The organism is Aurantimonas sp. NFXS3 (genome assembly GCF_049132005.1).
GTDB lineage: Bacteria > Pseudomonadota > Alphaproteobacteria > Rhizobiales > Rhizobiaceae > Aurantimonas > Aurantimonas coralicida.
Genome location: NZ_JAGDDZ010000005.1, coordinates 1 through 13,393 on the forward strand (window position 1 = coordinate 1; position 13,393 = coordinate 13,393).

General features: G+C 60.2%; 14 protein-coding genes. 5 read left to right on the forward strand and 9 right to left on the reverse strand.

Going from position 1 to position 13,393, the window contains the following annotated elements:
- Window positions 1-147: 147 nt before the first annotated feature.
- Window positions 148-522 carry a hypothetical protein gene (locus J3367_RS14380; RefSeq protein ID WP_024352472.1) on the reverse strand — a complete coding sequence of 125 codons (375 nt, stop codon included), beginning with the start codon at window positions 520-522 and terminating at the stop codon, window positions 148-150.
- Between the two features lie 15 nt (window positions 523-537).
- On the opposite strand from J3367_RS14380, the gene J3367_RS14385 reads away from it, so the two are divergent.
- From J3367_RS14385 to J3367_RS14395, 3 genes are read left to right on the forward strand one after another with little or no spacing between them, the layout of a single operon-like run.
- A complete protein-coding gene (locus tag J3367_RS14385) occupies window positions 538-831 on the forward strand; it encodes a hypothetical protein (RefSeq protein ID WP_024352473.1) in 294 nt (97 codons plus the stop codon).
- A complete protein-coding gene (locus tag J3367_RS14390; RefSeq protein WP_081652039.1) occupies window positions 828-2,699 on the forward strand; it encodes a TniQ family protein in 1,872 nt (623 codons plus the stop codon). Before J3367_RS14385 ends, J3367_RS14390 begins: the two co-directional genes overlap by 4 nt.
- 34 nt (window positions 2,700-2,733) lie before the next feature.
- Window positions 2,734-3,546, forward strand: coding sequence for a hypothetical protein (locus J3367_RS14395; RefSeq protein WP_156421820.1), 813 nt, complete (start codon window positions 2,734-2,736; stop codon window positions 3,544-3,546).
- Between the two features lie 56 nt (window positions 3,547-3,602).
- On the opposite strand, the gene J3367_RS14400 is transcribed toward J3367_RS14395, so the two are convergent.
- Together J3367_RS14400 and J3367_RS14405 are read right to left on the reverse strand one after the other, a co-directional pair.
- The gene (locus tag J3367_RS14400) at window positions 3,603-4,613 is read right to left on the reverse strand and encodes an HNH endonuclease domain-containing protein (protein ID WP_421461450.1); all 1,011 of its coding nucleotides are present in this window, start codon (window positions 4,611-4,613) and stop codon (window positions 3,603-3,605) included.
- A gap of 2 nt (window positions 4,614-4,615) precedes the next feature.
- On the reverse strand, window positions 4,616-5,536 hold the full coding sequence (locus J3367_RS14405) for an HNH endonuclease (protein ID WP_024352319.1): 921 nt from the start codon (window positions 5,534-5,536) through the stop codon (window positions 4,616-4,618).
- A gap of 489 nt (window positions 5,537-6,025) precedes the next feature.
- Here J3367_RS14405 and J3367_RS14410 point away from each other — a divergent pair, with 489 nt between their 5' ends.
- Window positions 6,026-6,826: a metallophosphoesterase gene (locus tag J3367_RS14410; RefSeq protein WP_421461453.1), complete on the forward strand. Its 801-nt coding sequence runs from the start codon at window positions 6,026-6,028 to the stop codon at window positions 6,824-6,826.
- Window positions 6,827-6,981: 155 nt separating this feature from the next.
- Here J3367_RS14410 and J3367_RS14415 read toward each other — a convergent pair whose 3' ends face one another.
- The 6 genes from J3367_RS14415 to dctP all read right to left on the reverse strand — a co-directional run bounded on the left by J3367_RS14415 (window position 6,982) and on the right by dctP (window position 12,183).
- On the reverse strand, window positions 6,982-7,578 hold the full coding sequence (locus J3367_RS14415; RefSeq protein ID WP_202814808.1) for an RraA family protein: 597 nt from the start codon (window positions 7,576-7,578) through the stop codon (window positions 6,982-6,984).
- A complete protein-coding gene (locus tag J3367_RS14420) occupies window positions 7,575-8,621 on the reverse strand; it encodes a maleylacetate reductase (RefSeq protein ID WP_024352316.1) in 1,047 nt (348 codons plus the stop codon). The genes J3367_RS14415 and J3367_RS14420 overlap by 4 nt, the downstream gene beginning before the upstream one ends.
- Window positions 8,618-9,286: an RraA family protein gene (locus J3367_RS14425; RefSeq protein WP_024352315.1), complete on the reverse strand. Its 669-nt coding sequence runs from the start codon at window positions 9,284-9,286 to the stop codon at window positions 8,618-8,620. Before J3367_RS14425 ends, J3367_RS14420 begins: the two co-directional genes overlap by 4 nt.
- 13 nt (window positions 9,287-9,299) lie before the next feature.
- Window positions 9,300-10,589 (reverse strand): TRAP transporter large permease, encoded by a 1,290-nt coding sequence (locus J3367_RS14430; RefSeq protein ID WP_024352314.1) that lies wholly within the window; start codon window positions 10,587-10,589, stop codon window positions 9,300-9,302.
- Complete coding sequence (locus tag J3367_RS14435) at window positions 10,586-11,089, reverse strand: TRAP transporter small permease (RefSeq protein ID WP_024352313.1); 504 nt, start codon at window positions 11,087-11,089, stop codon at window positions 10,586-10,588. Before J3367_RS14435 ends, J3367_RS14430 begins: the two co-directional genes overlap by 4 nt.
- A 71-nt stretch (window positions 11,090-11,160) precedes the next feature.
- Complete coding sequence (gene dctP / locus J3367_RS14440; RefSeq protein ID WP_024352312.1) at window positions 11,161-12,183, reverse strand: TRAP transporter substrate-binding protein DctP; 1,023 nt, start codon at window positions 12,181-12,183, stop codon at window positions 11,161-11,163.
- A 110-nt stretch (window positions 12,184-12,293) separates the two neighbouring features.
- Here dctP and J3367_RS14445 point away from each other — a divergent pair, with 110 nt between their 5' ends.
- Window positions 12,294-13,112 (forward strand): IclR family transcriptional regulator domain-containing protein, encoded by an 819-nt coding sequence (locus J3367_RS14445; protein WP_024352311.1) that lies wholly within the window; start codon window positions 12,294-12,296, stop codon window positions 13,110-13,112.
- Window positions 13,113-13,393 lie beyond the last annotated feature (281 nt).

A 13,393-nucleotide genomic window follows, 5' to 3' on the forward strand; every position in this document is an offset into this window, starting at 1 on the left:
CTTCAAACTGCTCGACCGAGAGCCCGGCCGGAATGAGCGATGACAGCGAAATGGCGTTCGACATGGCGATCTCCTTCATGAATCGCCAGTCCGCTCCTCAACTGCATCAGATATGAGTCAGACCCAATTTTGGACGCCGATCGGGGGTCAATTTTGAAGGCCGTTTGACACCTCCTCGCCGAGTCCGGGACGCTGATCATCCATATCGACGAATTCCAGCACGTTGCGGAAGCGGAGCCTGAGGACGCCGAGGAGGTCGTCGACACGCTGAAGAACGTCTCCCAGCAGAACGATCATCCGATCTCGCTGGTCCTGTCCGGCCTTCCGGAAATCCGCGACTTCATCGCCGGCCACTTCGCAAATACCCAGATCACGCGACGCGACCGCTTCTTCGAGATCCCGCGCCTCGACATCGAACGTGACCGGGTGAAGCTGACGGAATTCGTGGGCGAGATAGCGGCGGCCGCCGGTCTCGAAGATCGGACCCGGAACCACCCGGACTTCCTCGACCGGCTCGCCCATGCATCGACGAACCAGTTGGGACGCTTCGGCATCGTCGCGACGCTCGCGGCAAACGAGGCGCTGCTTCTCAGGGACGAGGTACTCGAACCCGGCCACTTCGCCGAGGCGATCAGGCTTCTGACTCTCTGCCCCGACGAGAGCAACGTTTTCCTTGTTTCCGATTGGCCCGATATGTCGGTCTGGCCGGACGACGACGCGGCGCGCCGGTTCGTCGCCGAGGACGAAGACGCGTTCTACGCGAACGGCCGGAAGACGAGGAAGAAGAGCAGGACGGCGGCGGCGACCCCGAACAGGATCGCGGCGGAATGACGCCCGGGCTCCTTCCACGCCGACCGCGACCCCGCCACGACGAAACCCCGTGGAGCTACGCCTCACGCCTTGCTTGGGCGAACGGCGCGTCGTCGATCGAGCATATGCTCATCCGCTGGGGCACCCGCGTCTTCGACGTCGCGAACGGCCGGCCGGAAGCGCTGCGTCTTCTGGGTAGCCTGTCCGGAACGACCGGGCCGTCCGTCGCGAACGTCCTCGAACGCGACGGCGCGGTCTACCGGGTGTGCGGAGAGCGCCTCGGCAAGCACAACCTCGTCCGCCGGCGTTTCGTGATCTGCCCAGTCTGCGCAGCCGAGGACGTGGCGACAGGGCGTGGTTCCGAACCTCTTCGAACGCACGGGCGCTTCGGCTGGGCGATCGAGGCCTTGCGGACCTGTGCCGTCCACGAGACGCCACTGCGCGAATACGAGCCGGCGACGACGATCGGCGGGATCGAGTTCGCGTGGTGCGTAGAGAAGAACCTGGAAGCCATCCTCGCCGACGCCTGCCGGGCAAGGCATCGGGCGCGGAACGACGGAGAGCTATATCTGGCCGGCCGGCTCGGTCTCGGGCTGCGGGGCGATGTGCCGTTCCTCGATGCGCTTCCGTTCCAGGCGGCCGAACGCCTCCTCGATATCGTCGGATCCGTCGTCGTCGATGGTCCTGCCGCCGTCCGCCGGAGTCTGCCGCCGGAGAACGCATGCCTGGCGCTCGCCGAAGGCTTCGCCGTCATGCAGGACGGCGCCGACGGTCTGCGCCGGACGCTCGGACGGCTGCTCGACGACACGCTTGCCGACCCGGACGCGAACTGGGGGCTTCGCCCGATGCTCGGCCGACTGCACGACTCCTTCATTCCGCGAGAAGCGGGTCCGGAAGTCGATTCGGTACGCGAGATCATTGCCGAGTTCGTCGCGGAGCGCATGCCGCGGTTCCAGACGGGCTTCACGGTAGGCCGGCAGGTCGACAATCGGCTCCTCTCGATCCGGGCTGCGTCGAGAGAGTTCGGCTGGCATCCGGTAACTCTCCGCAAGGTCCTCATGCATTTCGGGCTGATCGGGTCGGAGACAGACGGGCTGATGGACGAGCGGGTCGTTTTCGAGCGCGGAGCGTTCGAGGCGGCGATCCCGCCCTACGCCGAGACGTTCAGCCGGAACGGCCTCGCCAAGCATCTCGGTCTGTCGCGTGTTCACGCTCTCAAGGTCATCCCCACTTACATCGAGCCGCTATACGGACCGGATGAAGCCTCGGGGCTGGGCGAGTTTCGGTACACGCGGGCGGCTGCCGACGATTTCATGGACCGGCTCTTTGTCGGCTCCGTCGACTTCGAGGTGGCCGGCGACGGCATGGTCGACCTGAACCAGGCGTGCAAGCGGACATGCTCGAGCGTCACGGACGTCCTCGACCTCGCTTTGTCCGGCAATCTCGCGTGGAAGGGGCGCGTCGCCGGCCGGCGGGACTACGGCGCCCTGTTGCTCGACCTCGCTGAGATCTGCGGGCATCTGCGCGGCGAAGATCACGGCGGTCTGGCGGCCTACAAGGCAGCGCGGATCATGGGCGTTTCGCCCGAGGTGGTCGCGAAGCTTATGGAGATCGGTGCTCTGCCGTCGTTCGAAGCGATCGATCCAGTGAACCGGTGTCCGGTGCGGGTCACGCGGCCGGAGGACATCGCGGCGTTTCAGGCGAAGTACATCACGCTGAAGGCGCTGGCGGCAGAGCGTGGAGAGCGGTTGCTGAGAACTAAGAGGACGCAAACGGAACTGAATATTGAAGCAGCCTTTGACCCCGGCTTCGTCGGGGTTAGCATATATCCTCGCTTGCGAAACGGCCGCTCTGGGACACTCTCCGAGAATCAGGCACACTGTGCATAAATTTGTTGGTCCGATCTGGTGTATTGGTGCAGCTATGGAAGAGCACGGCAGCGATCATTGGCGTCAAAATCGGCTCATCGCCGAAAAGCTAATCGAATTGGCGCCGCCTAGGCACGATAGATTTCCTAAAGAAAACTCAGACGACGGCGACAACGACGACGAGTTCAAAATATTTAATTGTGAAATTGACGATCATGCGGAAATCGAGGCAAACCGGATTATCGGACAACTGGAATTTTCGTTAAAAAGAAGCGAATGGAGATTTCATGATATATATGATTTAATTGATCTTCAAAACTGGAGTTTTTCAACCTACCTAAATGAAGAATATCCTAGAGATATACATCTTGGCTACTTAATACCTAGAAAAATCTCAGCCTTATATCGCAACGTTCCCCCAATTGTCGTTGCATTTTTGATCGAACTGCCTGGCGGAAAAGATTTCCTCGACAGAGAAAACCATAATTTTGGGTGGCACTATCATTATCTGGACAAAAAACATCGTCGTTCAGACGTGATACTATCGTGGGATACTAGGTGGAAGTTAGGCGCGAAACATTTATCCGGCAGTGCTATAAGGCCAATTTTCTCTGAAAGGCATGCAGAAGGGAAGGCGAAATTCGTCGCTAGGCCAGAGCTTTGGGGGGATACGAAGCGTGAATCAGTTCACGAATCTTGCTCACCCGATCTTAAAAGAGACATTAAAGAATTCCGTTGTGCGAGCAATAAGTCAGACGCTGTTTGGCCCATCGGCTCAGTCTTAACACCACAACAAACAACAGCTTCAGTATCTGGTGGGGCCGTAGGGTCGCAAGCGCCGAAAAGAAAAAATCGCAATAAACGCTGAGTGATGAACTTCTTGTTCCTCAGGCCAATTGAATAAGCGATTGCGGAAGATGCCCGTTACGGCCATCGCCCCGTGAACCCCGACCTCCTCGCCAGTGCCATCAACGGTGCCACGGCTTCCCGATGCGCCGAGAGGAAGTCGGGGTCTTCCAGCCCTTGAAGATCGACCCGCAGATCGGCCTCATACTCGCCCAGGACCTTGTCGATGTCCTTGCCGCCGATACGCTTCGCCTTCTCCACCAAAGCGAGGTGCGTCAACCCCATCCTCTCAACGAGACCGATGTTGGGCAGTCGGACGCCCTTACTGGCGTTGAGTGACGTCGCCATCGGCACGAGGTTCCAGATCCGGTCGTGAGCGACGAACGACCACGGTACGAAATGGTCGAGCGAGAACTCCCGTCCTTGGAGCGCCCGCCCCGTGTAGAAGCACTCTGGATCCGCGTTCTCGAGCGTCGAGATCCAGAACTTCCGCTTGTACCCGAGGCCACCACCGCGGTCGGGCGGGCCGATCTTCTCGGGGATGCCAGGCACAGTCGGATTGCGCGACTGCAGGAACCGGATGAGTTCACGCTCGCCGAGGGCGCGCATGACGCCGAGATTGTCGGCGATATGGTCGAACCAATGACGTTCGATCTCGATCCCCACCTTGTCGATTCGATAGGGCACGGCACCCGGCGTCGCGAAGAGTTCGAGCGCAGCCTCGCGCCCCGATCGGCCGGCCGCCTTCAGCCAGGGCTCAAGGAACTTGTCCGGAACGTAGCGAAGGATGCCTTTCCCGCGCTCGCGATCGAAGGTCGGCTTCACCGCATTCCCGTCGTCGTCGCGCAGGCCGGCGAGCTTCCGATGGATCTGATCCTGCGGTCCGAACGACAGGCGGTAGGTGACGGCCGGCCAGAACGCCATGTCGAGCATCCGCCCTGCCATCTCGTCGAACGGCACGAACAGATCGATCGAGGCCCGGCCTGCCCTGTCCCGCACGGCCTCGATGAGCGACAGGAACCAGAATGCCTTGTAGGACGCCGTCATGTCGCGGAAGGCGCCGGCAAGAGGTCCGGTGTCGACCGCCATACTCACAGGCTGCCCGCCATGTGCTTGTCACGGTGCTTCTGCAGATAAAACTTGTGCGGACTCAGGCTCTTGTCCTTCGGCAGATGGATCCGCTTCCGATAAGGCTCGACAAGCCGCTTGAACTCCGCCGGCACCTTGTTGTCGGAGATCTGCAGGGAATAGTCGTCGTTAACTCGGATCAGTCCGCGGTCGAACATCCAGTGCGCCGTCTTCGACAGGGCGATGCCGTTCTGGACGACGTCGGGTCCGCCGTCCTTTACCTCCCATATATGCGCGCCATCGACTTCCGGCCTGCCGCCGCCGTTGCGAATCGACAGGCCGGTGAACGCGCATTTGAAGTCATAGGCGCTGCGGACATCCCGCCTGAACGCGGCCTCGCGGATTGGACGCTTCATGAGGATTTCCTGCATGCGCCGGATCTGCTGATCGAACGGCAGATTCAGCAGATCGGCGCCATCGCGGATGAGTTCGGGATCATCGAGATCGAGAAGCGCCGTCTTCCTCGGATCAAACAGGTCGGCAAGGCCGGCACGGACGATCGCGCCGAAGTCCTCGTTCGAGAGCGGACGTATCGGGTTACCTTGGGTATGAGGGCCGACCGCGATGTTCGGCAGTTTACGAAGCGCCTCCTCACGATTTTCCGACCCGTCTCGGAACGGCACCTGCGGCTCGAAGGCGAGGAAGTTCCGAATGCGTGCGACGCGCATGCCAATCGGCACCGTCAGTTGCTCTACCGAGTAGACCTCGCCGACGCCGATGTAGGCCGAGGGTGCGCTACCGTCACCTCGGCGGGATCGATGGATGACCACCCACCCGAGTCCGACCTCCTTCATCTGACCATCATGACGCGAACGAAATCGATACTCGCTCTCGATCCGATCTTCGTAGTCGGTACCTGGCCTCCAGGTAAAAACGCCCGGCATGGCGTTACCTCGTCATACTTCGAGGGGCCGCCCGCTTCACAATCATCATGCCCCCATACACCCAACGACCGTGATATACCCACGAGGTCTCTGTCAGTTGTTTGGCATGATCGACAAGAACACGAAAGTCAGCGTCGGCCATACTCATCGTAGGGAGAACCTAGTCGAGCAGCAGAATTCGTCAGCCACGCTTGGTCGGCGGTCGCTGGAATATTGCCGTCGATATCAAGCTTGGCTACGAATGGTGCACTGCCCTCCCCGGTGAATAACCGTACTACAGAGGCGGAAACCATCCGCTTACGGCCCCACTCGACTATTAGCGAAATTGGAGCTATCTCGAGTACATGACCTACGAGACCAGAAAGCCCGTCGTGATGAAGGAAACGCCGCAGCGCTAACGCTGCTGGCGATCGTCATCACGTGTCCGAACATCGGGCAGCTTTCTTCTTTCTGGACGTTCGCTTCCAGTCCATCTCGAGGTACGGCGCCATGGATAATCCGCGCCTTCTGATCCTATCGGATCTTCATCAGAACGATGGCGGCCGCCCCTTTGACCCGGCGACCGAAATCAGCACACCGTTCGACATCGCGATCGTCGCCGGCGACTGTGCCGGCCGGCTGACATCGTCGGTCGCATGGCTCGGCGAGCGCTTCGCTGGGGTGCCGACGATCTACGTCCCTGGAAATCACGACTGGTACCGAGACGGCTCTGCGTTCGGCTTCACGATCGAAGACGAGCTTGCGGCCGGTCGCGATCTGGCAGCCCGGCTCGGGATCACCCTGCTGTCCGACGAAGTCGCGACGATAGGCGGTTTGACGATCCTCGGCGCGACGCTCTGGACCGATCTGCATTCGCGTCTGCATGCCAGCCGGCGCCATGCGTTCGCCGAGGCGAACCGGTGGATGAACGACTATCACTTCATCCATCGTGCCTCGTCTACACGGCGGTCGCGGCGGATCACCCCTGACGACACGCTCGCATGGCATCGCCGCACGCGGCGCTTCCTCGCGGACGCATTCGCCGACGGCGTCGATCCTCGGCGCACGATCGTCGTTACGCATCACGCGCCCAGTCCGCGATCGCTGGCGTTGCCCGGTGACCGCCTAAACCACTGCTATGCCTCGGACCTTGAGCCTAAGATCAGGGGTTGGCGTCCAGCCGCGTGGATCCACGGACACATCCATACCGTGCGCGACTATGCGCTCGGTGATACGCGGATCGTCGCGAACCCGCAGGTTCGCGCCGGTGAGGCATCCGGGTTCGATCCGAACCAAATCATTGAGGTCTGAGCGTCAGACCTCGATGAGCAAACCCGCCGAGGTGAATAACGAACGGGTGGTTGCGACTTCTCCTGCCAAGCGCTGGCACAAGAGCGATCTTGTCTATCTGCTCGCTCAGATCCGCGCCGGCCAATTCCTGAGCCTCAACTTCATCAGGTACAGCTTCAAAGGACGAGGCCCATAATCGATTGCAAGCTTTCCCCGGCTTCCATTCGAGAGCGGAACGATGCCTCTTTCTCTTCCCGCTTGTGGCACGCTTCGGTGACGGTTCGGACCATGTTGGCATCGACGACCACGAGTCCATCATTGTCTCCGACAATAATGTCTCCTGGCGCGATGGTCACCTCGCCAATACGCACGGTATCCGGCGCCGGCCCCTTCATCTTCTTCGTGGTCCCACGAATGCATTGACCTGTACAAAATACGGGGAAGCCGTATCGAGCGATATCGTCGCCGTCGCGGACCGATCCACTGATGACCAGGCCAGCAATTCCCTTCTGCATTGCAGAGAGCGTCATCAAGTCCCCCCAGGGACCGGCTTCGGACTCGAAGCCGGCATCTGCGACAATGATGCTGCCTTTTGGCGCGCCAAGAATGGCGGCATGCAGCATGAGATTGTCCCCGCCCGGGGATCTCACCGGGAATGCTGGGCCATAAACACGCATGCCGGCTACCAACGGCTTGATCGACGATGGGAGCGCGCCTTTCTGCCCACTCGCTTCATGAATCGTGGCCGTTCCGAAGTCTGCGAGACTGGTCATTGTGGCCTCCGGCCAACACATGCATCACGAAGAACGGACACGATCGCATCGCGCTCCATCGGACGTGGATTGGGATACGGGGCGGCAAGTACGAGATCCGCGGCTTCGTCGATATCTGCGGGATCGAAGCCGAACTGAGTCAAAGTCATCGGGGCGTCGCAGGCGTCCGCCAGATCCCACAGACCCGCTGCGGCCTTCTCGGTGCCGATCGCATTGGCGATCCGTCGCATTGCCTCGGGCGCGGCATCGGCGTTGTAGCCGATTGCATGCGGGAGCATGACTGTATGCGTTTCAGAATGAGGGAGCCCGAACGTCCCACCCAGGACGTGACAGAGCTTGTGGTGGACGGCCATGCCCGAGTGAGCCATGACGAGGCCGGCCAGATGTGCTCCGTAAAGAAGATCCGCCCCCCCGTCGCCTTCGTAGGCCCCCGTGGATCGTATTCCGCCCGCCAGGCGACGAAGCCCTTCCTCAGCGATCGTCGTTACCAGCGGCGACTGGTCTTCCGGATACAGAGCCTCGCAGCAATGAGCCATCGCGTTGATTGTACTGGTCACGGCGGTGGACCGCGGCATCCCGTCGGTCAGATCTGGATCGTAGACGACCGTACGCGGAACCACCTCGCGGCTCTTGCCGCCCTTCTTCGTGCCGTCCTTAGTCACGGACCAAGCCGGAGTCATTTCCGACCCCGAATAGGTCGTGGGAACTGCGAGAATTGGAACCGGTCGTTCGATCGCGACCGCCTTGGCGATGCCGATCGGTGAGCCACCGCCGACCGAAATCATGCCGTCAGCATCCATGTCTCGTGCCGCAGCAAGTGCATCGGCGACACATTCTGCCGGAGCGTGGACCACCGCTTTGGCGAACAGGTTCGAGCCTGGGAGTGATGCGGATAGCTTTTCTGCTAGCTCTGATCGTCCATTTGTCGAGATGACGAGCACGCGTTGGAGACCGAGCTTGCCGACCTCATCGGTGACGGTCCGGACCTTGCCGCGCCCAAAAACGATCCGGGTAGGATACGGCTCGAAGACGAAGCTGTTCATGCACGGTCCTGTCTTGTCTGAAGGGAGTGATATCCGGCATTCCGGCGCGCCTCGATGAGCGGTTTTCCGGCGCGGACCTCTTCGAGAATGTTTTCTTCGCGTTCGGCTATGCCGCTCGCGATTTCGATCACTTCGTCGATCCTGTTGCGCGGGATGAAGACAACACCGCCCAGATCAGCGACGACCATATCGCCCGGCTCCACTCGGACGCCGCATATTGAGACTGGAACCCCGACGCGATCGAGAACGACCCTGTCCTTCCCTGTCCGCATCGCCGCCGAACGGGCGAAAACCGGAAAGCCAATTCCGGTGGCTTCGTCGACATCGCGGCAGATGCCATCGATCACTGCACCGCCCACGCCTCGAAGCTTACCGGTTTCGCAGAGGATGTTGCCCCAGACGGTGCAATCGAGACGACCGTGATTATCGATCACGACGACGTCGCCGGCGTCGCAGTCGTCGATGAAATCGCCGACGTTGCCCTCGGACATCCCTTGCGGGAGATAGGCCAGAGTAAAGGCCGGTCCTACAAGACGCTCGCACGGATACATTGGCTTGATCCCGAGCGCCTGACCGGGGATTCCCAACTTATCGAGGGCATCGGAGATTTCCGAGGTCGAGAGGTCGCGGAGAGCGGCGACGGCGCTCCGGCTGTCGGTGTCCATCGGTGGTGGCCTTTCAGAACATTAGGTCGGGAAGGAAGGTGACGATCTGCGGGAACAGGATCAGCAGAATCACCACGATCACGTCGACGAGGATGAACAGGGAAGCACCCTTGAACGCGTCTTTGAGATCCGCATTGACGGCTCCCGCAGTCACGAAAACGTTGATCCCTACGGGCGGCGTGACCAATCCGATCTCGACCATCTTCGTCGCGATAATGCCGAACCAGATTGCGTCGTAGCCAAGGCTGATGATCAGAGGGAACGCCAAAGGAAGCGTCAGTACGAGGATCGACACTGGATCCAGGAAAGCACCCAAAACCAGATAGACGAGCAGGACGGCGACCAAGACGGCGGTGGTAGGCATGCCGGAGGCTTGCACCCAGCGGATGGTATCCTGGGCGATCTGTGTCGAAGTCAGATAATAGCCGAAGATCGATGCGGCGATGATGATCGCAAATATCATCGCGGTCGTCTTCGAAGCCCTTTCAAGCGCGCCGATGATCCCTTTCCGGCGCAGGCCACTGAACAGGATGCCGATGACGAAGGCCCCAGCCGCGCCTACAGCGCCCGCCTCGGTTGGCGTCACAAAACCGGAATAGATGCCGCCAAGCACGACCGCGATGAGAAGGATCGCAGGCCAGATAGGCTTCAAAGAGCCCATCTTCTCCTCGCGGGTAAACTTCTTCTCGGCGGTTGGTGCGACCGAAGGCTCGACGCGTGCCCAGATGTTGACCAGCAGGATGTAGCCCGTCGCTGTCATGATACCGGGTATCAGGCCGGCAACGAACAGCCGTCCGATCGAGCTTTCCGTCAGGATGCCGTAAAGGATCAAGATGACGCTCGGCGGAATGATGACGGCCAGAGTTCCGGCCGAGGCCACGATCCCGAGCGAAAGCCGATCGTCGTAGCCGTACTTGCGCATTTCTGGCACAGCAATTGAGGACATCGTGGCAGCCGCTGCAGGACTGGATCCAAGTAGCGCCGCCAGCAGCGCGCTCGCGAGCGTCGTTGCGACCGCCATGCCGCCCCGTAGGTGACCGAGCCAGTAGTGACCTGCTCGGAAAATGTCCTGCGCCATCCGGCCGCCCGCGAGAAACTCGGCCATCAGGATGAACATCGGAATTGTCGTCAGCAGGAAGGATGCGCTGGAACGATAGGGCGACGTCTGGAGAATGCCGAGCGTCGGATTCAATCCGAGTTGCAGAAGAAGCCCGGCCGTCCCCGTGATCAACAAGGCGAAGGCGATGGGCGCCCCGATGACGATCAGGACAAGAAGCATGATGGCGAGAAGAGCGAGCGTCATATCGACTTCACCTCGCGATTCCCCGAACGTCCGACAAGCTTAAGACCGTCAACGAAAAGCCGGATGGCCAGGACTGCGGAACCAACAGGAACGATGGCTCGTGAGAGTCCGGTAGGCCACGGCACGACACCTGCAGTGACACGCCAGGCCGCTATGTCCGACCAGGCAGTCTGACCACTCTTCCATGCGATCGCCGCGAAGCATGCTGAAGCTGCCAGATAAACCAGCAAGAGTGCGCTCCTGCGGGCTGTATCAGGCAGGAAACGATGGAAAAGAGAAACCGAGACATGCCCATCGAGACGCTGGGTATTTGCCAGAGCGAAGAATATCACCATCGGCATCAGATAGAGTTCGGTCAGATGGTAGACGTCTGGCAGCGTCTCGGCGAAAGCATATCGGAGGATGGCGTCGACCGTTATCAGAACCATCATCGCCATCAGCGCGAGATAAGTTCCGAAGACCAGGGCTCGTTCGACTACCGTCAAGGCACGGTCGAGCATTTTCGTTTCCGGGATAGTTTAAGGGGCGGAAGAAGGCGCGGATGAAGACCAGGCTTCATCCGCGCACCTGATCAGTTGGTTGCGTCGAGCGCAGCCTTCCACTTCTTCAGGATCTCTGTTCCTGGCTTGCCGCGCTCATCGAGGCGCTGAGCCCATGTATCCGCCACGCCGGACAGTTTTTTGTTCCAGTCCTCAAGGACCGGGGCGTCAATCGAATAAACGTCAATACCTTCGGAGGAGAATTCTTCGGCGATCTTCTGCTCGTTCTCGTCCATCCACTCGGCGACGTGTTTCGCGGTCTCATCGCCAGCTTCTGTCATTGCCTTCTGAACGTCGTCAGGAAGACTTTCGAACTTTTCCTTCCCGATGACGAGGGTGAATGCGAAGCTTCCGAAGCTGCCATTGTCCGAGACGGCCTTGAGGACCTCGTTCAGCCTGTAACCCTTGAGCGACGCGAACGCGTTGACCGTGGCATCGACGGTCCCGCGCTGGAGAGCGGCATACATGTCAGGACCGCCCATTGGAACGGCGGTCGCGCCAAGGCGCTCTGCGGCTATCTCGAGAATGCCACCGGGCGTGCGAAGGCGGACGCCATCGAAGCCAGCTTCCGAATTGATGGCGCCCTTGGTCGAAGCGACCTGATACGGCGGGAGCATGGCTCCGAAGAGCGGGACGACACCTTCAGGCTCGAATTCTTCTGCAGCGAGATCGGAATCGAGAAATTCCTGGAACGCTGCAGTGCCACGAACGGACTTCTCAAAGAAGCCCGGAAGCTCGGTGACACCCGACAGCGGCAGCCGATCCGCGAACGACGACATCGGAACGTAGGTTACGTCTGCGATGCCGTTCTTCGCCATGTCGAGCATGTCAGCGAGAGGTCCCATCTGGCCGCTGGTGAAATAGTCGAAGGTGACTTCTCCATTCGACAATTCCTCAACCCGTCCCATCCAGAACTTCACCGCCTCTTCGGAAAGGTAGTGACCGCTCGGAAACGCGTCGGCGACGCTGATGCGGGTTTCCGCGTCCGCGTGGCCGGCCGAAAGAGCAGTGGAACACGCGATCAACGTGCCCGCGAGAATGCGCGTAAACTTCATGTCTGTCGTCCTCCCGACAGCGGTGCCGGTTTACTCTCCCGACCTGCCCCGCTATAGTGTTTGCACAGCAATCACAGTGATCGCACTGCAAGCATTAGGATGGCACGTCGATGCCTGTCAACTCCGCCGCCGGAACCACCGACGAAGTTTTGGGCAGCGTTCATGATCGAAACGAGTACGTCGAAAGCTTCGCAAAGGGGCTGGACGTTCTCTCGGCGATGAGCGGAATGTCGGGCCCTGCGACAATCAGCGAGATCGCAGCGAAGTCAGGCCAAGGGCGTGCTTCAGCGAGACGTTACGTGCTGACGCTGGTTCGCCTCGGCCATGCCGAACAGAAGGATCATGGATACCGTCTTCTTCCGAACGCCGTTCGGTTCGGAAACCAAGACAATGAGGCGGAACTCCTCGCTCGCCACGCGCTGCCGAGGATGAGACGGCTAGTTGACCGTCATCGTGAAGCCTCGTCGTGCGGAACCCTCGAAGATGCTTCCATCCGGATCATGGCATACGCCCGGAGCGACCGGCTCATGTCGATATACCTCGAAGCTGGCGATCGGCTTTCGGTCGCCTATTCAGCGCAAGGTAGGGTTCTTCTAGCCGCCCTGAGCGACGACGCCGTGATGAAGATTCTGGCACGTGATGGCAGGATTTTGGCGTCGCACGATCCTCATGCCGCGAGGAATCTGGTTCTCGATCAGGTTCGGATCGCGCGCAAGAAAGGCTTCGCGATCGTGGATGAGGAACTCGAAAAGGGCGTGCGGTCCTTAGCCGTTCCGATCATTTCGCCCCGAACAGGCGATGCGGTGGCCGCGATAAGCGTGTGCGCCCATTCCAACCGTATGAGCGTCTCGCAACTCACTGACGGTTGTCTGCCCGATTTGCAGGCCGTGTCAGAAGAGACGACGATTTCTGTCGGCGCGCTCGCTTAACGTCTTTTTCGAGAGCAGCGCGTTTCGTATCACGCCAGGCATGTACACAGGTCGTCCTGCCGGAGGCGACCATATCCTTGTTCCGGCTTCCAATACGCAAATTGGCTGGCGATGCCTGGCGCGGTTTCTCATGTCCTGCGCTTCCTGACGTAGCCGGCCGATATGCACTGGGCGGCCTCGTCGAGATCGCGTGCTTGGTCGACCCGTTCGGTTCGATGCGCTTGCATAATCCCCTCCGTTAACCTTCGAACCCCCGACGAATCAGCGTTGACCGCCGGCCT